The following is a 23081-nucleotide window of genomic DNA, read 5'->3' on the forward strand; positions in this document are numbered from 1 at the left end:
GCAGATAACTTTACTGTATTTTCCCCAAGATAGCCCAGCCATTGGCTTTATCCGATACCGCACAAAGGATCTCATTTTCACCTTCACGTGTGTTCAGATAAAGCATATTGCCTTCCAGCTTGATGTCTCCACGAAAAGTCAATCCTTTGTATCGGAAGGCGTTTTTACCACTGAAGATCAAATGACCATTGAAAAACAGTTCAATATTATCGCTGTAATCAAAGTAGAATTTTCGGGTTTCAGGTTGTTCAGCATTGAAAGTGTACCGGGCCCATACTACCTCATGCTCATTTTGTTCAAAGTTTCCTGCTTTGATCTTCCTGACATACTTGTTAATGGGAAGAAGACCTGAAGGCTCGGATGTAGCTGATTTCCATTTAATCTCTTCAACATTAGGATACGCCTCTGTATCTACTTCGGCTAGTAGTTCGCTTTCGCTCAGTTGCCAATTTTGAATGACTCCTTTTTCATAAGCTGAGAGCGGCTTAGCAGTTGTAAGATCTGTGAATGCTTCATATCTGAAGTTGGAAAAATAAGCACCTAAAAAACTGTAAAACCCGATAAAACCTTGCCCCACTTTATGTCTAAGGTTTTCCACTGTCAGTAGAGGCTTAGAGAAATCATTGAGATAGACTTTTAATTCCGAACCTCTGATTTCAATGCGTAAAGTGTTCCAATCATTTTGGTCAAACGTCGCAAAGCTTTGATGCTCGCCATAAAGCTGCCAATTGGACTCTCCATTATACTCCGGATTGTATTGAATTGCATCTGGCATCCTGGACTTATGCAATCGAACGTATACTGCTTCATAATTTTCCTCGTCTTGTGCTCTGAACACGAACCCTGCAAAGGCTCTGGGTTTAGCCGCGGTGAAATCTACTTGCAAAATTCCGTCTTGAAAGGGAATGTCTTTTAATGACGCCCTACCGTTCAGATAGATGGCTTTTCTTCCTTTGAAGGTCTCAACCCTCCGAGGTTCGCGTTCGAAATATTCAAAGCGTGGATCATCGATAGGAATCAATTGCTGTGCCTGAGCCATACTGATAACTGCTATGGTTAGGCTGAAAACTAAACTTCTCATTGTTAATCTGATTTTTGATGGGTCTACGCTCCAATGCATGGTAAGTCTGTTCATCCATGATTCAAACTCATTCATATCCATTCAACCAGAGGAAATGGTTTCAGAAAAGATTTTTCAAATTCGAGTGAGTCTGTAAAAATTACCCTTGTATCCCTAAAGGGAAAGAGATTATTCTCCCTTCAGGGTCGGGGTGATAAAACCGTATCACCAGAAAAATCTTTCCTTAAAACATGATGTAGAATCGGAAACCTGTATTTCTAGTAATATACCACAGCTGACCCCCTAGCAGAAACCTTCAAACTCAAGTTCAGATTTATAAATCGCTATTGCTGATTTATAACTCATGACCCTTGCTCTAAATGCAGACCATATCATTGACCAAAAAAGGTCATGAAACAAATTACTATCCTCACATTTTGGCTTATTCAATTAAGTCTTTGCGGGCAATTATTCGGTCAGAACCGTGTGTTATTCGTGGTATCTAATGCCACACATTATGGCAATAGCGAGATCAGAACTGCCAATCATTTTGGAGAAATCGTCTATGCTTATGATGAGTTCGTTAAAGCAGGATTTCATGTAGATATTGTGAGTCCCGAGGGTGGTTCCATTGCTATTGGCTACCTCAATTCCGATTCATTGTTGCAATTTTATCTATACAATCCGGCGTTCATGGGATTATTAGAACGGACTAAACACCCAGACGAAATACAGTCCAATGATTACGAAGCAGTTTATTATTCCGGAGGTGGTGCTGCGATGTTTGGAACTTTTGACAATAACAAGCTCAAGCAAATTTCCGCAGACATCTATGAACATGATGGTTTTGTTGCTGCGGTCTGTCACGGCACGGCTGGTATTGTCGATATCAAATTGAGCGATGGTCAATTCCTGGTTTGGGACAAGCGTGTCAATGGGTTCCCGGATTTGTTTGAAAACAAAGAAGCAGCCTATTTTCAACAATTCCCATTTTCCATTCAGGAACAAATTGTTAGCAATGGCGGCATGTTCAGCTATTCCAAAGACGGTTGGGATGGTTTTCTGGAAATTGATGGTCGATTGATCACCGGACAAGATCCGACCTCAGCAAGGGGTGTTGCCAAAGCCGTGATTGAGGCAGTCAACGAATCAAAAAAATCAGCTGTAGCTAATGATGATATAGACGAAATTTTTGCTCCATTTAACCGAAAAGACCATCCGGCAGTAGCGACTGTGGCCATTCATAAAGGTCAGGTGGTTTACCAGAAAGCATTTGGCAGCACAGAATTAGACAACTTCACTCCTGCTACCATCGATACGAAGTTTCAACTAGGAGGACTATCCAAGCAATTCACTGCATTTGCGCTGCTTTTATTGGAAGAACAAGGCAAAATTTCATTGAGCGATAACATTCGAAACTACTTGCCCGAATTACCCGAATATCCTGCAACCATTACCATGGATCACCTGATGACGATGACCAGTGGCCTCCCTGATTTCTGGACTCTCAAAAATATTGCAGGCTGGCATCGAGACGATGTATTTACACAGGAGCATGCGATGGAATTGATCAAGAATTGCCAACCAGGGTTTGCGCCTGGAACCGATTACATCTACTCCAATACGGACTTACTACTCATGGCCGAGATTGTTTCAAAAGTCAGTGGTAAAAGCTTTGCATCATTTATGAATGACGAAATATTCAGCCCACTTGGTATGACCAATACACTCGTCAAAGATGATTTTGAACAGTACATTAGCAACCTGGCAGAATCTTATGAAGCCTCTGAAGAAGGTTTTCGCCCCAGCCCATTGAACTACGGAATTGTGGGCCCTACCAATGTCTATTCTACTGTGGCAGATCTGGCCAAATGGGAGCTAAACTTAATCGACCCTAAAATTGGAAGTTCGGAACTGGTTAAAAAGCTTTACACACGTTCGACCTTAAAGAACGGATCAACAATGAATCCCCTTTTTGGTACTTTGACCTATGGACAACAGTTGTATCATAAGGAGCGTGGACTTGTGGAATCCTATCAGACCGGGACCTTAGGTGGCTATGCCAGTGCGATCTTCAAATTCATGGATCAGGACTTCTCAATCATCGTATTAAGTTCTGGCATTCCCTACAGTGGCTATCTGGGCATGCATACCGCCTATCTTTTCCTGGAAGATCAATTCACGGAACCGCAGACGATTGATTATGCTGCCTTACCTACGCAAAAGTTCAATAAACGAAAGCTTGAAAAACATGAAGGTACCTATTGGATTAATCGATCAGGATATTCACGGACCATCGCTATAGAAAATGACACCCTTCGATATGTCCGAGGAGATGGTCGTTCCAGTGCACTGCTACCTCTTACTGAAAATACCTTTCAGATGTACATTCCCGGCGATGAGCATATTCTTGTATCCTTCAGAGGCAAAGGGGCTAACAGACAAATGAATTTTGTGATCGGCGAAAGTGATCCCATTGTTGGTAAGGCCATCTCGAGGAATACATCCAACGAAAATCTGGAAGCCTATACTGGAACTTACTACTGCCCTACTTTGAATGTGGTCTACGAAGTGGCTAAAAAAGACGGAAAGCTGACCGCCAGTAATCTCAGAGCAGGTGAAGTAGTTTTAACCGCTGTGGAACCTGGGCTTTTCGAAGGAAATCGATGGTTTTTTGGCGGAATCAAATTTGATGCTGATGGCCGAGGGTTTACGTTGAACATTGAAGAGGTACGGGGATTGAGATTCGATAAGTTGAGCAATCAGGTATATGGTCTCTAAGTGAACCTACAAGGTTTGAAATCAACCCCAATTATCTTCTATTGATCAAAAATCGGGAGAAGGCTAGAAAAGCAATCAATTGATGACTCCCGATCGATTTCCTACAATAATATTCACAGTATTGATCTAAAAAAGCCAATAGGAATTCGATAGTTTAGGTTTGTGGAAATCGGTCGGGACTTTCTGTTCTTTTTAAAGTGCAATCGGTGCATTCAATGCTATGCTGGTCGGTGGGTACCTGCTGGTGAAGAGGATACGGCTTGCAAAATCCTATCTCTTGCTTAGTCTCCTGTTATTGTTCATTAACTTCAACCAAAACGTACATTTGAAATCACAAAATCTGATCTGCTAGATTAATGGGATGTGTGTATTTCATCGTCTGATCCATTCTGACGATAAAAAACCAAAAAAACATCTCTTATCAAAAACTTTTATTCCGAACGAACGTTCTGTATAGAAAAGTAAATCAATGGCTAAACAGAAATACTCGAAAGAAGAACTCCTCACTAACCTGTTTGAAGTATTCAGACAGTGCGGATACGATGGAGCGAGTATGGAAGTCCTTGCCAAAGCCACAGGATTGCGAAAATCCAGCTTGTACCATCGATTTCCCGGAGGTAAAGAACAAATGGCCCAAGAGGTATTGCAAACGGTAGCTCAGTGGATCAAAACGCACGTGGTGGCGGTGGCTCATCTTGCTATCCCTGTGGAAGAAAAACTTGACAAGGTGATGCGGCATCTGTTCGAATTGTACGATGGTGGCAAAAAGTCTTGCATATTGAGAAGTATGTCCACCGAAAGCGGGTTAGAGAAATTCGGTGATTTGATCCGTGGCACATTCCAGGATCTACATGATGGATTTAAAAGTCTTGCATTGGAATTTGGAAAAGAAGAACCGGAAGCTGATAAACTAGCGCGGGAGGCAATTTTGAAAATACAAGGGAGCCTGGTCGTTGGAAAAGGGATGGGCGAGCCCCAACTCTTTCAGGAAACATTGAACGGAATTGAGGCTGATTTTAGACGGTAAAAAAATTTAAATATATATCGAACGAACGTTCGGTTTTAATCAATCAAATCATACAGTCATGGCTAAAAATTTTGCAGAAATAGCCTTTACGGATAGTGTCAAAGAAGCTCAGGAGCAATTCGGGTCGAGACACATTTATGCCAAAATGGAAGGAAAGTTACCAGAGCAAAACAAGATCTATCTGAGAGAAATGGAGCACATCCGAAAAATGGACGGTTTTTATATGTCTACGGTGGGAGAAAATGGATGGCCTTATGTTCAGTTTCGTGGTGGCCCTACTGGTTTCCTCAAAGTCATTGATCAGGAGACCCTGGGTTACGCTGATTTTCAGGGGAACATGCAATACATCAGTACGGGTAACATCAACGCGACGCAAAAAGCGGCTTTGATCTTACTCCACTACCCAACCCGTACCCGACTAAAAATTTGGGCCAGAACCCAAATTCTGGACCCTGCAGAACATCCTGATTTACTGGCGAAGCTAGCCGATGACACCTACGGAGCGCAAGTGGGACGCCTGGTAATCTTTCACATAGAAGCATACGACTGGAACTGTCCTCAACACATTACGCCGAGATACACAATAGAAGAATTTAAAGCACTGGGCGAAAGTCAACCGGAATTACTGGAAGACTTATGTCCACCTAAAACAAACATATCATGAAACGAATAGCCATTAATGGGTTTGGTCGCATAGGTCGGGCAGCCCTGAAAATCATCGAAAATACGCCTGATCTGGAGGTAATCGCCATCAATGACTTGATGTCATTGGAAAATGCAGCTTACTTACTACAATACGATAGTGTGTATGGAAAGTATGAACAGGAAGTAATCACCGAAGAAAATGGGCTGGTTATCAATGGAAAAGCCATCGCCTATTTTAATGAAAAAGATCCGGCCAATCTTCCTTGGAAAAAAATAGGAATAGACGTGGTGATTGAAAGCACAGGCTTCTTTACCAAAAGAGAAGATGCCGAAAAGCACATCCAGGCCGGGGCAAAAACGGTGGTCATCTCAGGCCCTACTTCAAGTTTGGATACCCCCACAGTAGTGCATGGTGTGAACACCGAAGCAGGCAATACCCGTGTATTTTCTTGTGCAAGCTGTACCACTAATAACATCTCACCACTGATTGAGATTCTGGGAAGAAGGATTGGTATCGAAAAAGCCATATTGAATACCACACATGCTTATACGGCCTCTCAAAGCATCATTGACAGTCCGTCGAAAAAGAATTTTAGAATGGGCAGAGGTGGTGCCAATAATCTGATCCCTACCACCACAGGTGCAGCGAAAGCTACGACCAAAGCATTGCCTCAATATGAAGGTAAATTTGATGGAGTAGCGGTTCGAACTCCGGTTCCGGCGGGTTCAATCTCAGACATCACGTTTGTGGCATCAAGGGCGACTTCAGCGGATGAAGTCAATCAAATACTCGATGAGGAAGCACAAACAGGCAGGTACCAAAAAGTCATCGCTACTTCTTCGGAACCTTTAGTCTCCACGGATTTGCTCAAAAGCACTTACGCTGCGGTGATTGATAAGGAAATGACCAAAGTCGTAGACGGTGACCTGGTCAAGATCATGGCCTGGTATGACAATGAATGGAGTTTTACGAGTCAGCTGGTGAGGCAGATTCAAGAGATTTAAGCTACTAAAATGCGCTATTTGCCAAATGGCAAATAGCGCATTTATATAAATATTATTTCTAATAATTGCTTTTGATCAATGCGTTATTTTGCAATAATTAAAATTTACATTCGATTATTTTGTTATTTTGATAAATATCAAATTCGCTCAACGGATTTTATGTTCTTTCATCGAGAAAATCCACTCATTCATCGATTGTCTTGACAATTAATAAGAAATCTTTCGACATTTGATCCTAACCAAGTAAGTAAGCGCCACTATCCATTAGGAAACCACTGATATTTTTATAGGGAAATTTTTACTCATAGTTACCACTAAATACCTATGAGCATGAAAGAGAATTTCATCCCTGTGAGCGTTAAAGACGTAAAGAGGGAAACCGCCGAATCTGTTTCAATTTCTTTTGAAGTCACGAATGGTTTGGGTGAACTAAATTATCAACCCGGGCAATATGTCTTCATGAGAATGATGATTGACGAAGTAGAATACCTTAGGCCTTACTCCTTGTCTTCAGCTCCTTATGAAGACGACTTCACCGTTACCGTTAAAAGGTTACGGGGAGGAGTAGTATCCAACTTCATTAATGACCGGATATTGAAAGGAGACAAAATTGAGATCCTACCTCCAAAAGGAGACTTCTATCCTGATTTTAAACCTGAAACCACACGTCAACACTTCTTTTTTGGAGCAGGAAGCGGGATCACACCGCTCATGTCAATCATGAAATCCTTACTACACAGAGAACCAGACAGTAAAGTTTACTTATTGTACGGTAACCGAAATGAGGATGGAATCATGTTTAAATCTGAATTGGATCATTTACAATTGAAATACCCGGACCGTTTTTTCGTCGAGTATTTGCTAAGTGCACCAAAAAGATACAGACAGCCGGGCTTACTCGGATTTATCAAACGCGGTGATATACGCTGGGATGGCAAAATTGGACAGATTGATAATGCTTCACTAACGGAATTTTTCACAACCTATCCTATTCAAGACCGATCCAAAATAAAAAGCTTTGTTTGCGGTCCTTCTGGAATGATGGAGGCTTCCATTAATTATTTGACAAAGATAGGATTCAATAGTGATGATATACTAAGTGAAAGCTTCCACAGAGATCACAATGATATTTTACCCGGAGGCAATATCAAAAACTGTAAAACCACAATTACTTATAAAGGCGAGTCTTATCAACTGGACATTGATGATAATCGTCCCATCCTTGATAGTCTTTTGAAAAAAGATGTGATCATTCCTTTCGCCTGTAGATCTGGCGTATGCGCCTCCTGTGTTTGCAAGGTGGTTAAAGGGAAAGTAAATACTCGCCAGACCAAAGGACTCAAAAAGGAATTTCACGATTTGGGTTACATTCTGTCATGTCAATCCATACCAACAACGGATCACCTGGAGATTGATTACGATTCAGAATTCCACAACATCAAGCGTTTTCTGTAAGATAACATTACCTAAACAGAATTCTATATGACGGATTTTTTTGATATCGTATTGATCATTCATTTGACATGTGCCTTTACGTCCATTGCAGCCGGGGCTGGTGCAATGATTGCCAGAAAAGCCAAAAGTAACCATCGGTTATATGGCGAAACTTACACTTTTTTGATCATCGCAACCGCCATCACTGCCTTTGTGATGATGCTGATACCAGATCATGAAAATACCACCTTACTATTACTGGGTCTGTTTTCGGTCTACATTACCCTCTCAGGAAATCGCAGCTTAAAGTTCAAGGTTATCTTTTCGAAAGAAAAGGTCCCGATTTGGGATTGGCTGCTTTCCCTAAGTCTCCTACCCTTAGGATTATACATGCTTTATTACGGCCTTTTCTTAATGCGTATTGGAGATAGTTGGGGCATTGTACTGATGGTATTCGGATTGATGGCATTGGTCCTTCTTGTGCTGGACATTAGACTTTTTAGATCAGTGGAAAAGCCCAGTTTCCTTTGGCTCGAGTATCACTCTGCGAAGATGATTGGCAGCTATGCAGGTGCCATTACGGCTCTCACAGTTAGCTCCATGGAAGTACGCCTTGGGCTCACCGCCTGGTTTGTACCGGTGATCCTGGGACTGTGTTGTATTGTTTTTTGGAACCTTAAGATCAGAAAAGATCCGGTTTCTGTATTTGATCACTAACCCCACCTTACATGAAAAACCTCCTTTACCCCATACTGCTCGCGGTGCTGAGTACTATGATTTTTTTTAGCTGTGGCGGTAAAACTACCTCCGCCGAAGTAAGCCAGACAAATCCAGAAAAAACTGATTTACTGGAACTTGCCAGGGAAAATTTTGAATCCCTTGATTTGACCAAAAGACCGGATAAGGATCATCCGAAAGTTGTATTGGGAAAAGTCCTCTTTTTCGACCCACAACTTTCGGAAACAGGTGAAGTTAGCTGCAATTCTTGTCACGACCTTAAAAAGTTTGGTGTTGATAATAAGCCTTTATCCAAAGGTATAAAAGGCCACATGACACAACGGAATTCACCAACTATTCTCAATACTTCCGGACAGGTTGCTCAATTCTGGGATGGCAGATCTGCTACCCTCCGTGAGCAAGTTCGAATGCCAATCATGAACCTGACGGAAATGGGAATGACGGAAGCTATGCTTGTTGACAGACTTAAGAAAAGTCCTGATTATCAAAAGAGATTCGAGTTAGCCTTTCCAGGTGAAGAGATCCTAATTGAAAATATGGCCGATGCAATTGCATCGTTTATTGAAAGTGAAGTCTATCACTCTAAGTTCGATAAGTTTCTACTAGGACAAGTCAATCTTTCAAAAGTTGAACTTAAGGGCATGCAGGTATTCATCGAAAAGGGTTGTACTGATTGCCATGATGGAGCCCTTTTCGGAGGTGATGACTTTGAAAAGTTTGGTCTATTTCAGGATTATTGGGCCATGACCAAAAGTCATAAACCAGATTCAGGAAGATTCCTGATAACAGGTGATCCGGATGATCTCTATGTTTTTAAGATCCCAACATTAAGAAACATTGACAAGACTCAGCCTTATTTTCATGACGGAAGTGTCAGAGACTTAAAAGAAGCGGTGAAGGTAATGGGGAAGGTCCAATTGAATGTAGACCTCTCCAATGACGAAACAGAAGCGATCGTTCAATTCCTGGCCACCTTAACCGGGGATCATTCGACTATCTAATCTTAAACCATTAAAGTTACTATTATGAAAATGAGACACCTACTCATCGTACTCCTGCTCGCAATGGTGTACGTATCAAATGCTCAGTCTATCGGAGGGCATGTGGGCATCGTTCACCCACTGTTCACATTGAGTGAAGGAGAAACCAGTACTATTGCCGATCAATACACGGTCGGGTTTCCAATAGGATTAACCATCAAAAGAAAGTCCAACCCATCGGTAGATTTTGAATTTGTTCCTTTCATGACTAATGGGTCTATAGATAACCTGTTGATCCACCCAGGGGTGTTATTTGGTTTGGGGGCAGGATTCACGTTTGGAACAAGGTTGGCTTATGAAACGGGGCCCGAAACTTATGGATTCACCCCACTTCTGAACAAGGGGTTTACCATTGGAAATAACAAGAGCATTTTTATGGAATTGGTATTACCCGTAAGGTTCGGTTCTCGAAGTGTATTAGATAGCAGCGATAATTTCAGTGCTTACACGATCGCCTTTCATGTAGGAATTGGATTTTAACCACCACTATGAATTGGAAGCACCAACGATTGATGATCCCAATTAAAATAGGCGGCATCATCGCATTCATGATTGCGCTCCTGACGGTCACAAATTGCCAAATGGAAACAGGAGCCAATCTATCTTCATCTGAAGTCTATAAAATGCATTGTAAACGCTGCCACGGATCAGATGGAAGAAAAGGGAAGAAAGGAGCAAAAGATCTTAATCTCAGTACTATGAGTCTTGAGAATCGAATTGCTCATATTTCTGAAGGAAAGGATAAAATGCCATCCTTTGAAAAGCGGCTTTCTCAGGAACAAATTGCAAAAGTCGCTGAATATACTTTACAAACTTTCCGAAAAGACTCTTTGTCGGTCAAACCCTGATCATAAATACACTTTCCGGGAAGATCTTTTCCGTTTTTACCGGACAGGTAATCGAAGTATAAACTTTGTTTTTGCCTCGTTTGTTTCCACGGACAGCTCCTGTCCCATTAGTTGAGTAAGCTTATTGCAAATTGACAAACCAATACCGGCACCTCTTTCTTTTCCTGTACCGAAGGCAATATTTTCTTTATCACCGTCGAAGATCACCGCTTTGATTTCTTCCGAAAGTTCAATGCCTTCATTTTCAATACTGAAAATTAATTTATCCTGATCCCTTTCGGAGGACAGCAAAATCAGGGAATCAGAATAGGCAAACTTGACAGCATTCGACATCAAGTTTTCTAGCACCAAAGAGGTCAATTTAGGATCGCATAAAACTTGATCATCCACCTTTTTAGACCAGTCAAGTGTGATATTTTTATGGTGTGCCTTGGCACCAAACCGATCGCAAATTCTTCCAATAATCTGGTGGAAATTGACGGATTCAATCTTGGGGTGAAGCTCCTCAAATTGTGTATAAGAATAGTAAAATGTGTTGTCAAGCAGTAGCAATGAATCATCTACCTGATGCTTGATTTCCTCGCTGTAAGCTTCGAAATCTGCTTCCTGGATCACCTTGTTTTGAGGAGACAGGAGGTTCAGAAGTCCAGAAAGAGAGGTCAAAGGCCCTCGCATGTTATGAGTCAATAGGAAAAATAGCTGGTCCTTGCGTAGGGCTAGCTTCTTTAGTCGAGCATTCTTCTGCTCCACCAATTGTTTTTGACTGGATATGACGCGAGTATGTTTCTCAACTTCCTTTTCAAGATAGACCTTCCTTCTTTCCGCTTTGCTGATCCTGCGATAAACCAGATAAGACAAGAGCAAGAGAATTGAAGCGGCAACAGTCAGTCTGAACCACCAGGTTTGCCAATAAGCGGGTAATACGCGAATGTTTAAGGTGATCGGAGAATCTCCTGACATTCGATCTCCATTTGTCGCCTTTACAAAAAACGTGTAACGACCGGGAGAAAGATTGGTGTAGGTGGCTGTTCGGCTTTGGCTATTGGTGGAAATCCAATTTTTATCAAACCCTTCTAATAGATAAGAGAACCTTATATCATTGGAGTTTCTGAAGTCCAGGGCCGCAAATTCGAATGTAAACACGTTATGCTCATGATGCAATACAAGCGACGCAGCATCTTTAAGAGCGGTTGGCAACGGAGGTATGTCACCTTTTCCTACTAATTGGCCCGGCACAACTGATTCATTAAAAATCTTAAAATCAGTAAAGGCCACTCGCGGAGGAATAGTTTCTTCAACAATGCTATCCGGATAGAAAAAACTCAACCCATTGGTGCCACCAAAAAACAGTTCACCGTCTCTGGCCTTAAAAAAAGACCCAGTATTGAATTCATCGCTTTGCAATCCGTCACTTTGTTGAAAAACAGAGAATTGACCGTTTTTCAAATTCAGCTTATTGATCCCCTGATTCGTACTCATCCAAACTTCATCCCGCACAGGAATCACCCCATAAACCACATCGCTACTCATCCCGTTTACGGTATTGTAAACCTGAACTTCAAGGGATTTGCGATCAACTTTGAAGACCCCATCCCCATAGGAGCCCACCCATAACTGTCCATATTGGTCTTCGTTGATGCTCGATAACAATTTGCCGATGCGCATATCTTCCGAAAGCACTACCGTCTGAAATTTTCCCAAATCTCTATTGAACTTCATCAGCCCACCGCCATAGCTTGTCACCCAAATCTCACTGCTACTATCCTGAAATATGTACATGACGTTGTTATTCGTGAGTCCCGATGAATCATTTACATCAAATCGCTTAAGCAATTTGTTATTGATCGGATCGATCACTGTCACACCTCCTCCAAGTGTTCCAACCCAAAGTTCTTTTTCATCAATGATCCTCATTCCCCGAACTTTGTTGTGGAAGATCAGCTTCCCAGCGGAATCATTAGCATTATACCTCCTGACCTTCATCGATATCGGATCCAATTTGTTTAATCCATTGTTGGTAGCAACCCAAATATGTTGATCTGGACCAGTGAGCATATATTTGACATCATTGCTACTCAAGGTCTCCTCATCAAGTGGTTGATGAGTTAAGACCATATTTGACTGGGTGACTCGGTTGAGCCGGTTGAGTCCCTGCGCTGTTCCAACCCACAGGAAATCACCTTGCTCCATCATGCCTCTAACCCTATTATTGCTCAAACGTGTCCCTCCTCTTCCATTCACGCGCATCAATCCAAATTTTTTGGAGGAAAAGGAGATTTTGTAAATGCCTTGTTCCAATGTTCCTATCCATAGATTTTCATACATATCCTGGAAAATTCTATGAATGGATGTTGTAGCAAAGAACTCCTCATCATACATATAGCTAGCGGTATAAGGTACAATTTGATCTGAATTTCTATCGAGATACATCAGTCCATTAGACTCTGTTCCTACCCAAATCCTCTTTTGACTATCCTGGAAAATATTGAGTATTCCACTTTGACCTGGATACCGATCTGTTCCTGACAGGTAGCTTTCAAATTTCTTTGGGAAGATGACATTTGAGTCCGGGATACTATCAGGAAGATGTACGGACCATAACCCTTTATTCGTACCCAACCAGATTCTTTTCGAAATGTAAGCAATGCTTCTTATATCCTTACTCCACGGAATATCCGTGTTGGCATCAAGCTGATGTACCTTAAACGTGATTCGGTCTATACAGAATACACCTTGATTCGTAGCGAGCCAAAGATGGTTACGGTCATCGAGGACCATTTCAAAGACTTCAAAATCATCTTGTTTTTCCCCTTGTAAGACATCAACCTGGCGTAAAATTTGATCGTGGGAAAGTATAAAGAGGCCTGAAGCTGAGCCTATCCATAAATCATTGCCATCGATGATCAGATCATGGATTCTATCGTTCAATTCCAATAACTCTAATGAACTGACCTGATCTATGTCACTTTGATACCGTGCGAGGCCCTGCTGGGTTCCGATCCAAAGGTCTCCATTCTCTGCAGGTACTATTCGAGTAATGTAGTCACTGGGGAGTTGAACCCTGCTTTTTTCCGTGTCTCGATAGACCCTGAACTGATATCCATCAAAACGATTCAATCCATCTTGTGTACCGACCCATAAGAAACCCTGACCATCTTGTGTAATATCTGTGACTGTACTTTGAGATAGCCCACTTGCGATCGAATATCTTGCTAATTCGGGCTGGTAAACCTGGGAGTTGACGGCATTTGCAAGAAGGAGTAAGCCATACAATAGACGTATTCGTCTCAAAAATTTCCGGTTGGTATGATTGGTTACTTTGGCTCTTAGGTACATAACCAATCAGTAAATTAATTCCAAAAGTCGATTTCAGCCCCAATAAAATGATTGATCGTTAATTATGGAGAATGCGAAACTAGATTTGGTTGAGTGCAGAAATGCAATGAAGAACCAAATTCTATACGTAAACCATTGATTTACTGGACATACCACAATCACCAGTTATCATAGTGCATACTGGTGTAAATAAATTCACTAAATTCAGCTGATCTCAATTCTTGAGATTCATCTGCTCATAAGTGACCAAACGGGATTGAATTGAATTTCAAGGAACAGTCAATAAGTTGGACAACCTTGAATTAATGATCTTCGCCATATCCCCTAGTTTGTGATTGAGAAAAAAGTGGTCTCCTTCGTACATATAGAGGTGACAACCTCCAGTGGTGTAGAATTTCCAACCTTCATGTTGTTCTGAATCAAGATCATCTTCCTTCCCATTAAAAACGGTGATGTCCAGATCAATGGGTTCAAATTTTTCAAAATCTATAGGAGCCTCTGCAATGGCGAAATCACTCTTCATCAAAGGCAGAAATAATTCCATCAACTCTGGGTGGTCGAAAAATTCCGGAGGAGTACCACCAAGGTTAACAATCTCTTTCCTGAATTCATCGTCAGGCATTTTGTGATAGATCTTTTCATCCTCACGTTTGATCTGAATCGCTCCTTTACCTGAAAAGAACAGGTGTTGGGGCATTCTGTGATTCATTTCCTTCATTCTCTTGATCAGCTCATGGATAAGCAGACATCCCATGCTGTGTCCAAATAAGGCAAAAGCTGAGTCGCTGACTTGTTTGGAAATAATGTTGTACAAATCATCCACCGCATTCTCCAGATTACCATAGTGCTTCTCCGATATCCGCTTCCCTCTGCCAGCCAACTCTACAGGTATAAAGTCGATATGACTATTCATATGTGCCTTCCATTTATAGAAAGCTGCAGCTGATCCACCCGCATAAGGCAAGGCAAATAATTTGATTTTTTTCTCGGTATCAACAAACGTTCCTGGCATAAATCTGCTCTCTACTAATTTTCTCTGTAATTATCTTGAATTCTTTCTGATCGCTAGCCACACAGCAAGCCATGGTGTCTTCCAGGTCAAGTCGCTGTAGGTACCATTGGTGATTTCCCTGAAACGCACGATTCTGATCGATCAGGATCTGATCAAGAGGAATAGATAATCCTTTACCATCCGCTTTGATCACACTTTCTTTAACGGTCCAAAAATCAAAGAAAGCCTTTTGTGGATCTTTGGCCAACTTGATCTGGTTCCATTGTTCCGAATTATGTATCCTCCCGAAATCAGAAATCTCTACCTCACTGAATCGCTCAATGTCTAGTCCTACCTTCGCCCCCCTGGTGATCGCACAAGCTACGGTAGTGCCTGTATGAGAAATATTAAAATCCACTTCACCTTCCAGATATGGTCGGTCATGTTTGGTATAAGCCAATTGAGACAAAACCTGACTCCCTATTCCAAACTCAATAGCAAGACGAATCAACAAGATCTTTCCAAATAAATGCAGATGTCGATCTTGCCATCGATGATAACGGGCATTTTTGGATTGTAGGTCTTTTGGGAGTTGTTCCAGGTAGTATTGGTAAATACTCGTTTCTAAAGGTTCAGGAAACTGCACATATATGAGTTTGATCTCCGTCAATCGATACTGGTAATTAATGGTTTCAGTTCAAAGGTATTCCCATCGGAGGAAATCTTACCAATTTCCTATTTCAAGACTTTGGCCTACTGCGTTTTATAACCTTTTACTCAACATTTAACGAGTATCGTGCTTTACATATTGAGTCGACCGTAACTCAACGCTATTAATGCCAATGACGTTTTGAATAGCTACACTGGATTACAATGCCATGGCTTCTTCCATCTCTTCAATACTCATCTTTGGAAGATCGGCAATGACCAAACTGGGATCTTTTACGACAGCATTAAGGATGTTTTCAAAATGATCGACCAGGTTGATCAATGTTTCTTCTTTAAAAAGCTTATCACAAGAATTAGCCTGAATAGTAATCCCTGCTGGATTTGGGACGACCATAAATGTTAGCGCGGCCATAGCGTCTTCAATACACGTAGTTTCCCATTCCATTTTAATATCGGAAACTTCCTGCAGACTGGTTTCAGGCTTATCCTGGAGTATAAATTGGGACTGAATAAGTGTGCTTTGGTTGATGTCTTGGGTACCACCTACCTTTTCAATGATCTTTTCGATGGGAGCGTCTTGATTCTGGAATGCTGCCAGCACCGTCTCGCGAATCTCAGACAGCAAATCCGCAAAGGAATTTGAAGAATCAATCACTGTACGAAGCGGAACCGTATTCACGAAGAACCCAATCAGTGACTCAATATTCTGATGTGGCCGGTTGGCAAAAGGACTACCTACGATCACATCCTTCTGTCCTGTGTATTGAGACAAAAGCACCTTATAAGCAGCCAATAAATACATGTACGGACTAACATTGTGGTCTGTGCACTGCTGATTGACCTTAGCGCTTAACTCCCTTGAAATCATATGGTTGACTACAGATCTACGGCTACTTCTATCTGTCTCCGGAGAGAAATCAGCATTGAAGTTCAGGGGTTCATACCCTGATAATTTACTGGTCCAATAGTCCAGCTGGTTGTTAATGGCTTTACAATCCCATTGCTTTCTTTGCCAGCACGCATAATCTACGTATTGCAACTCTAGTTGAGGCAATTCAGCAGTTTTTCCCTCATTACATGAATAATAATGTTGAATCAATTCATTCTGCAAAACCGGAATGGATGGCCCATCCGCTGCTATGCGATGGATGGCCATTGAGAAGTAATGAGCATTGTCTTTCGCTTTCACCAGAATGGCCCGTATTGGGGCTTTCTGAGTTAGTTTGAATGGTCGATTGGTTTCCCGCGTGAGGAAATCCTTGATCTCCGCATAAGAGGCACGGGAAAAATCCAATACATCGAACGTCCAGGCCTTTTGGGGCAAAATTTCCTGATAAGGAGATCCTTTATGATCCGGGTAGATCGTTCTTAGCACCTCATGACGATTGATGACGCACTCAAAGGCTTTTTTCAGGGCCGAAACATTCAAGGCCCCCGAAATCTTACATATGGCAGGAATGTGATAGGAGCTGGACCCTTCCAATTGGCCAGTTTGCCAGATCCGTTCCTGAGCATAAGAAAGTGGGATACGTGCCATGCTGCGATCAATGACCGCCATGTCTGCTATCTGCGTTATTTCTTCAGAGGACCCCAGGAAATCGATAATTGCGGATTTATTTTCCTGGATCCGATCGATCAATGCTGATTCAAGTGTTACTTGATTTGGTTTATTGATCTGTAGTTTGCCGTTTTCAAGCACAGCCATTACACCCTGTGCTTTTAGATCATTTAGAAGATCTAGAATATCTACCTTCATCATAGCTTTTTTATTCCGGGGTTTAGTGGGTTTCGCCATAGGCTTCACCAAACGGAAATTATGCCAGATACCCGATTTTCGAATACTGGTTTATGGTTCTTGCAGGAAAGATAGCAACTTATTGCTCCTAAATCAATGAAAATCTCTGCATACTGATCTAAACTTTGTATGCCATTCAGAGAAAATTGTGGCGCCAATTACAAACCAGCTAAACTGATTTAGCCACTAATACAATATTCCGCCTCCACCTTTTCTATGAAATAAGATGGAATTGTTACCACAACACTCTTGTCGATCACATCAACATTGATCACCAGTTTTGAGTTTTGGGTGAATCGGATCAAATGTCCCTGCAATCCTTGCATCGGACCGGAAGAGACACGGACCTTATCACCCAGGTCAAATGATTCTGTTGAAATTTCATAATCTCCTACCAGGGCTCGCCGCAACGAAGAAATATCACGTTCGGGAACAATATCAGGTTTATCTTCATTCGTAATGAACTTGACAAACCCATCAGTGTAATAGACTTGAAGCATCTCTTGCGAATCAACTTGAACAAAGAGATATCCAGGAAATACGGGGGATTCAATTTTCTTCTTGCGATCGTTCCATTGCCGAAGCTCAGTTTTCAATGGAAGGAAATACTCAATCCCTTTTCTCTCTAACGACCGGGCAGTACGCTTCTCATACCGGTGCCTTGTATAGATTACATGCCAGTGCTTATCCATGGGTTCCAATGCTGTATAATTCTTGCCAATGATCACACAATCGCATCATGACAAGTGGTTCTATTTTGTGGAACACAAGTACAGTGCCCACCCTTCAAATATGCAACTATTTATTTGAAATAAAAGCTAAAAAGAACCTATTTCAATTAACTGAATACATTATTTGTATGTCACATACACAGAAAGTTAATATTAGAATAATACAATTAATAAATATCGAAGAGATAAGACAAATAGCTATCTATTATATCAGATAGATGAGTAAAAAAGCTTAATAGACTGACGAAACACTGACTTTTCTGATAGCTCATTCTACTTATAAAAACTTACTAAAATCCATCTAGCCATTACTTTAGGCTCCAAGTAAAAAAGCCTAACTAAATTCTTGAAAAATTGTTCAATTGTCCTTTGAAAAATATGGACCTACATGGTTATCCACACAGCTAGATAGTAAGTAGCGTAATCAACAAAGTGATCCATCCTTAACCCCGATCAATCTCAGAGGAGAAAGTATAATTCTTCACCGTTCCAACAGTGATTGAGTTAATTAGTTATTTGTTTTCCCTTCTTGTGATATGGAGATTCCTAAGTGGTGATGAACCATTTCGGGCGTTTCATGATAGCGAGGTGGTATTGTACTCTAATCTTGGAATTTCACTTGCAAAAAGATGGCTCTCAACGATTCGCTTGATCAAAGACTCGCCCCAGGAATATTGATTGGTTCAAGTGCAGTTACCAGAAAAAAAAACAGCATTCTCGCGGTGTTTGAGAATGCTGACTTGGCAAATGTCAAGGTCAATGAAATTCGACTGACAACCTTAAAAATTCCTGGTCTTTAAGGCCTTTGTCGTCTGGCGTAACGACATAACAAAGATGAAAATCCTATCTTCTTTGATCAAAAATCCGGGTAAGCAAAAAGGATCAAATCAGGTACCATTTAGGATCGGACAGATCACCGAAACTTGATCAGGAAGTCGCGTAGTTTGTCTTCTGCGCCCAATCCAAGCTTTTTCTTAAGTCGGTAAAGGCTACTTTTCAGGCTGTTTTGGCCTATTCCCATGATAGAAGCAATCTCTTTATTCCCCATTCCAATCTTCACGTAAGCACATAACTTGAGGTCATGATTGGTCAGATCTGTAAACCGAACCTTTAGCTTGGTAAAAAACTCAGGATGCACATTTTCGAAGTGATACATGAAAGCATCCCAGGTTTTCCCCATGTCCTTTCGGCTTTTAAGCTTTTTGATCACATCATTAATGGCCTCAACTGAGGGCCGTTTCTTGATGGTTTTTAGCTCTTCGCTTATCTCATCAAGGAAAACCTGGGTCTCATTGGTATATAATGCCTGCAGGGTCAACTCACGATCTTTTCCTTCTGACATCTTTCGCTCATTGGCCACTAAGATCTCAATTTCCGCCTTTTTTTGCTTGAGTTCTCTGTATGAATTACTCAGTCTCAAGGCCGTCTGCACACGCGCCTCGATTTCCGTTTTGTTAAAGGGTTTTCGAACAAAGTCAATGGCTCCTGCTTCCATGGCTTCTTTCAGGTTATCTGCTGAATCCATGATTCCGGTTGTCATCAAAACAGGAATGTCCTTCGTTGAAGAGTTAGATTTGATCCTCAATGTAGCATCAATCCCATTCATGATGGGCATTGTCCAGTCCATGATAATGACATCAGGAAGTACTTCCTCTGCCATTCTACAACCTTCTTCACCATTCAAAGCCTGCAACATCTCATACCCCTGAGGCTGAAAAATATCAATTAACAAGGATCGATTGAGTTCCTGATCGTCTACGATCAATATACGGGGGATGTGATTGAGCATACTTTCCTTAAATCGGGACCAAAGTTGTGTAACATCAAGGATAGCAAAAATTGTACGTATCATCAAATGAACCTTGAAACGAAGAAGTAACTAACACCTTTGAATCAGCAGGTCAAAAAAATACTTGAATTCATCCCTGTAAGGGAATCACAACCGTTGCGATCGTTCCTGAATTGGGGCCTGAAGAAAAATCCAACTTACCATCAACCGTGACCAATCTGCTTGAAATATTACTTATCCCTATTCCACCTGTGAGATCTTTATCCATTCCAATACCATCATCTTCGACGATCAAAATAAGATTTCCATCATTTTCAATCAATTGTACGTCAACTTTTTTGGCCCTCGCATGTTTGCTAATGTTATTAACTAGTTCCTGAAAAATGCGATAAACGGATATCTCAATTTGATTTTCGTAGCGATTCCGAAGGTTAAAATGCTGAAAATCGGCATTAATTTCATTGATGGAAAACATATTATTAATCACATCTTCCATTGCCGGAACAAGGCCCAGTTCAATGAGTGCCTTTGGCATCATCTGATGTGACAACCCACGCGTCTCGATCGCTGCTTGTTCGGAAATTTTCAAAGCCTTCTGAACCGCTGCTTTTTCCGCTTCCGTCGTTACCGCAAGTTCAACAATAGATAAATTTACCTTTATGGCTGCTAACTGCTGAACAACTCCATCATGGAGGTCTTTGGCAATTCGCTTTCGTTCGTTTTCAGTGGCGGTGAGAACCGCTTTAAATCCCGCTTCTCGTTCTCTGGTCACTGCCATCTCCAGGTTCTGCTGAACCTCCAGGGCCTTTAATTTTCTTCTCGTACTTGCATATTTCAATGCGTAATAGAGTAAGAAAAGCCCCGTAAGTACTATTAATAACTTAAAAAGCAAGGTTTCGAAAACATCTTTCTCGATTGCAAAGGATTTCGACACCTGGCTTCCTTGTTGCCCATAGATGTTTTTCGATCGAACATGAAAAGTGTAATTTCCACCTTTCAGATTCGTATAATCCTTGAATGACTCCATCGTCCAGTCGGACCATTCCCTGTCATAACCCTCAAGCCAAAATTGATACTGATTATGATCTGACGACTCAAAAAACAAAGCAGCTGCATTCAAACGAAGATCCTGAACTTCTTCTGTAAAGACCAGTTCATTTTTTTCTGTAACATGTACTGTGGAATCCTCTCCGAAGGTGATACTCTGAAGTTTAGTAAAAAAACCGGGAGTCGTTCTTCGTGCATCCGGATCTACCCTTACGAGCCCAGCCGGTCCGCCTAACCAGGTGGTTCCATCATCTTCCAAATAGGCGGCGTAATGATAGTCTTTCTGATTTAAAATGGCGTAGGATATCGTATCAACTGTTGGGGCTCCTTCCAGGCCTACCTTGATGATCTTTTCACTACTTGAGACGATGATTTCATTTCTATTTGCGTTAAAATCTAAGGAATAGGCCCCTACCTGTGAATTACAAAACAGGTCTCCAAAATCGCAATAGGGCTCAATCAACCCTGAAGCTTTATTGACATATAAAATTCCACCATTGAACACCACCAGAATTTCCCCACGGAAATAATGAACGTCTGCATATTCCGAAATTTCAATTTCTGAATCAAAATTTACTTGGGTGACCACCGCATTCACCATTGGAGATTGAATTTTAAATACTCCTGAGGTCAATGTCCCGGTCCAAAGATTTCCTTCATCATCTTCGGTAATGGATTGAACATGAGCCGTGATCCCTTCTATCCAATTAGGTTCACCCCAATTTTCTCCAGATTTCTTTCTAGAAAAAACTCCCTTAGGGCTCCCAAAGAAAAACAACGAGGGATCTGTTCGTGATCGATGAACACACCTTACAGTCTCTCTATCCAGCCGTTCGAACTTATCAGTCAGTTTGCCAAAACCTCTTTGTGAGGTAGTGTAATTTACCCCATCAATTCGAATAAGCTGAAGTGCATACACCGTGAGCATTGGGTCATCAAATTCCCAGCTTTCTTCTTTTTTGAGGAGTTTTTGTACACTTTGTCCCTTTCCGGTAAATAAGGTATTGTTTAATCTCTCAATTGAAAGGACTGCCGCTCCATTGCTCCCACGAGTCTTGAAGTATTCCAGATAACCGTAATTTTCAATTCGGGAGATCCCATTATCAGTACAGGCCCAGATATTACCCTGGCGGTCCTTAAACGAATAAAAGACCAGGTTATCCGCCAAACCGTCTTTACGGGTTATTTTATTGATAAAATTGCCTTCACCATCCAAAAAATACATACCATCACGGTAGGATCTGACCACTGCCAGATCTTTGTCCAGGGAATCGATCCCCCACATTTCTTTCTCAAAAAGTTGGTCGGAAATGCCAACTGGACCCGATGTTCGGTCTTCGTTCAAAACATAAAACCATCTGCGTCTACTGGCCATCAGCCATTTTTTATCAAACCTTCTAAAAATAGATGCTTGCTCAATTTCTTTTGCTAATAAGGAATCTTGTAAGGCACCAATCTGTCCATCTGAAATTTGGAGTATTTCTCTTGACCTTGCCTCCTGGAATATCAACCCATCTTCTCCTTTATTGGCAGAAACACGGAAATAAGTATCCTTGTCATAAGAACTAATAATCGTATCCTGATCATAAGTCAGTATCCCAAATCGGGCGATAAGAAAGATTTTTTCATCACTTTCGTAAAGGAAATGACTCACATCAAACTGATGCTTGGAAGAATCTAGTTTAGTAAGCAAGGTCTCAAATCTCAAATCACCACTTTCACTACGTTTCAGATATCCGAAGCTTGATGCGCCTGCTGCATAGATGGTTCCATCTTTCGCTTCCAACAAGGTCTGAATGCCTCGTCCCTTGATCAAATTCCAGTCTTCACCATTATAAATCAGAATTCCATTACCATTTGCGAAATATAGGTACCCATCTGAAGCATGAATACCGTGATAGGTCTGATGATGGCCCCCAAGATCCGAAGGAGTAAATGTCCTGATAACAGGTACACCATGTTCATTACCCTGGGACAATACATGCTGACAAACAAATAACAATAATGATAGAAAGGCGGCTAGGTTATTTTTCATTTGGCGTATAATAGGTATGGTGTGGCAATTGATAAGTTAAGTTTTAATCGCAGAGAAAACAAGGCCGAATGCTTCCGGATGAAACCAATAGGTGTCAGGCCGCAGTAATG

General features: G+C 41.4%; 17 protein-coding genes. 9 read left to right on the forward strand and 8 right to left on the reverse strand.

Going from position 1 to position 23081, the window contains the following annotated elements; translation table 11 throughout:
* Positions 1–10: 10 nt before the first annotated feature.
* Positions 11–1081: a family 16 glycoside hydrolase gene (locus R8G66_19330; GenBank protein MDW3194539.1), complete on the reverse strand. Its 1071-nt coding sequence runs from the start codon at positions 1079–1081 to the stop codon at positions 11–13.
* Positions 1082–1471: 390 nt separating this feature from the next.
* Here R8G66_19330 and R8G66_19335 point away from each other — a divergent pair, with 390 nt between their 5' ends.
* The 9 genes from R8G66_19335 to R8G66_19375 all read left to right on the forward strand — a co-directional run bounded on the left by R8G66_19335 (position 1472) and on the right by R8G66_19375 (position 10578).
* A complete protein-coding gene (locus tag R8G66_19335) occupies positions 1472–3841 on the forward strand; it encodes a serine hydrolase (GenBank protein ID MDW3194540.1) in 2370 nt (789 codons plus the stop codon).
* Positions 3842–4310: 469 nt separating this feature from the next.
* Entirely contained in the window at positions 4311–4868 is a 558-nt protein-coding gene (locus R8G66_19340) for a TetR/AcrR family transcriptional regulator (GenBank protein MDW3194541.1), read from the forward strand.
* Positions 4869–4926: 58 nt separating this feature from the next.
* The gene (locus tag R8G66_19345; GenBank protein ID MDW3194542.1) at positions 4927–5532 is read left to right on the forward strand and encodes a pyridoxamine 5'-phosphate oxidase family protein; all 606 of its coding nucleotides are present in this window, start codon (positions 4927–4929) and stop codon (positions 5530–5532) included.
* Positions 5529–6518: a type I glyceraldehyde-3-phosphate dehydrogenase gene (gap, locus tag R8G66_19350; protein MDW3194543.1), complete on the forward strand. Its 990-nt coding sequence runs from the start codon at positions 5529–5531 to the stop codon at positions 6516–6518. Before R8G66_19345 ends, gap begins: the two co-directional genes overlap by 4 nt.
* Before the next feature lie 330 nt (positions 6519–6848).
* Positions 6849–7973, forward strand: coding sequence for a ferredoxin--NADP reductase (locus R8G66_19355; GenBank protein MDW3194544.1), 1125 nt, complete (start codon positions 6849–6851; stop codon positions 7971–7973).
* Positions 7974–8000: 27 nt separating this feature from the next.
* Positions 8001–8669 carry a hypothetical protein gene (locus R8G66_19360; GenBank protein ID MDW3194545.1) on the forward strand — a complete coding sequence of 223 codons (669 nt, stop codon included), beginning with the start codon at positions 8001–8003 and terminating at the stop codon, positions 8667–8669.
* A gap of 11 nt (positions 8670–8680) precedes the next feature.
* The gene (locus R8G66_19365; protein ID MDW3194546.1) at positions 8681–9691 is read left to right on the forward strand and encodes a cytochrome c peroxidase; all 1011 of its coding nucleotides are present in this window, start codon (positions 8681–8683) and stop codon (positions 9689–9691) included.
* A gap of 30 nt (positions 9692–9721) precedes the next feature.
* The gene (locus R8G66_19370) at positions 9722–10210 is read left to right on the forward strand and encodes a hypothetical protein (GenBank protein MDW3194547.1); all 489 of its coding nucleotides are present in this window, start codon (positions 9722–9724) and stop codon (positions 10208–10210) included.
* 8 nt (positions 10211–10218) lie between these two features.
* Positions 10219–10578 carry a cytochrome c gene (locus R8G66_19375; protein MDW3194548.1) on the forward strand — a complete coding sequence of 120 codons (360 nt, stop codon included), beginning with the start codon at positions 10219–10221 and terminating at the stop codon, positions 10576–10578.
* Positions 10579–10614: 36 nt separating this feature from the next.
* On the opposite strand, the gene R8G66_19380 is transcribed toward R8G66_19375, so the two are convergent.
* The 7 genes from R8G66_19380 to R8G66_19410 form a co-directional block, all read right to left on the reverse strand.
* On the reverse strand, positions 10615–13869 hold the full coding sequence (locus tag R8G66_19380) for a two-component regulator propeller domain-containing protein (GenBank protein MDW3194549.1): 3255 nt from the start codon (positions 13867–13869) through the stop codon (positions 10615–10617).
* 313 nt (positions 13870–14182) lie between these two features.
* Complete coding sequence (locus R8G66_19385; protein ID MDW3194550.1) at positions 14183–14926, reverse strand: thioesterase domain-containing protein; 744 nt, start codon at positions 14924–14926, stop codon at positions 14183–14185.
* A complete protein-coding gene (locus R8G66_19390; protein ID MDW3194551.1) occupies positions 14907–15575 on the reverse strand; it encodes a 4'-phosphopantetheinyl transferase superfamily protein in 669 nt (222 codons plus the stop codon). The genes R8G66_19385 and R8G66_19390 overlap by 20 nt, the downstream gene beginning before the upstream one ends.
* A gap of 198 nt (positions 15576–15773) precedes the next feature.
* Positions 15774–17333, reverse strand: a complete 1560-nt coding sequence (locus R8G66_19395; GenBank protein MDW3194552.1) for a condensation domain-containing protein — start codon at positions 17331–17333, stop codon at positions 15774–15776.
* A 215-nt stretch (positions 17334–17548) separates the two neighbouring features.
* Positions 17549–18061: a UpxY family transcription antiterminator gene (locus tag R8G66_19400; protein MDW3194553.1), complete on the reverse strand. Its 513-nt coding sequence runs from the start codon at positions 18059–18061 to the stop codon at positions 17549–17551.
* 952 nt (positions 18062–19013) lie between these two features.
* On the reverse strand, positions 19014–19952 hold the full coding sequence (locus tag R8G66_19405) for a response regulator (GenBank protein MDW3194554.1): 939 nt from the start codon (positions 19950–19952) through the stop codon (positions 19014–19016).
* Between the two features lie 67 nt (positions 19953–20019).
* A complete protein-coding gene (locus R8G66_19410; protein MDW3194555.1) occupies positions 20020–22971 on the reverse strand; it encodes a triple tyrosine motif-containing protein in 2952 nt (983 codons plus the stop codon).
* Between the last annotated feature and the right edge of the window lie 110 nt (positions 22972–23081).

This window comes from Cytophagales bacterium (genome assembly GCA_033344775.1).
GTDB lineage: Bacteria > Bacteroidota > Bacteroidia > Cytophagales > Cyclobacteriaceae > JAWPMT01.

Excerpts from the sequence above, each read along its gene's own strand:
- R8G66_19355 (MDW3194544.1), top strand. The coding sequence starts at position 6,849 with ATGAAAGAGAATTTCATCCCTGTGAGCGTTAAAGACGTAAAGAGGGAA.
- gap (MDW3194543.1), top strand. The coding sequence starts at position 5,529 with ATGAAACGAATAGCCATTAATGGGTTTGGTCGCATAGGTCGGGCAGCC.
- R8G66_19345 (MDW3194542.1), top strand. The coding sequence starts at position 4,927 with ATGGCTAAAAATTTTGCAGAAATAGCCTTTACGGATAGTGTCAAAGAA.
- R8G66_19330 (MDW3194539.1), bottom strand. The coding sequence starts at position 1,081 with ATGAGAAGTTTAGTTTTCAGCCTAACCATAGCAGTTATCAGTATGGCT.
- R8G66_19335 (MDW3194540.1), top strand. The coding sequence starts at position 1,472 with ATGAAACAAATTACTATCCTCACATTTTGGCTTATTCAATTAAGTCTT.
- R8G66_19410 (MDW3194555.1), bottom strand. The coding sequence starts at position 22,971 with ATGAAAAATAACCTAGCCGCCTTTCTATCATTATTGTTATTTGTTTGT.
- R8G66_19400 (MDW3194553.1), bottom strand. The coding sequence starts at position 18,061 with ATGGATAAGCACTGGCATGTAATCTATACAAGGCACCGGTATGAGAAG.
- R8G66_19365 (MDW3194546.1), top strand. The coding sequence starts at position 8,681 with ATGAAAAACCTCCTTTACCCCATACTGCTCGCGGTGCTGAGTACTATG.
- R8G66_19395 (MDW3194552.1), bottom strand. The coding sequence starts at position 17,333 with ATGATGAAGGTAGATATTCTAGATCTTCTAAATGATCTAAAAGCACAG.
- R8G66_19340 (MDW3194541.1), top strand. The coding sequence starts at position 4,311 with ATGGCTAAACAGAAATACTCGAAAGAAGAACTCCTCACTAACCTGTTT.
- R8G66_19385 (MDW3194550.1), bottom strand. The coding sequence starts at position 14,926 with ATGCCAGGAACGTTTGTTGATACCGAGAAAAAAATCAAATTATTTGCC.
- R8G66_19360 (MDW3194545.1), top strand. The coding sequence starts at position 8,001 with ATGACGGATTTTTTTGATATCGTATTGATCATTCATTTGACATGTGCC.
- R8G66_19375 (MDW3194548.1), top strand. The coding sequence starts at position 10,219 with ATGAATTGGAAGCACCAACGATTGATGATCCCAATTAAAATAGGCGGC.
- R8G66_19405 (MDW3194554.1), bottom strand. The coding sequence starts at position 19,952 with ATGATACGTACAATTTTTGCTATCCTTGATGTTACACAACTTTGGTCC.
- R8G66_19370 (MDW3194547.1), top strand. The coding sequence starts at position 9,722 with ATGAGACACCTACTCATCGTACTCCTGCTCGCAATGGTGTACGTATCA.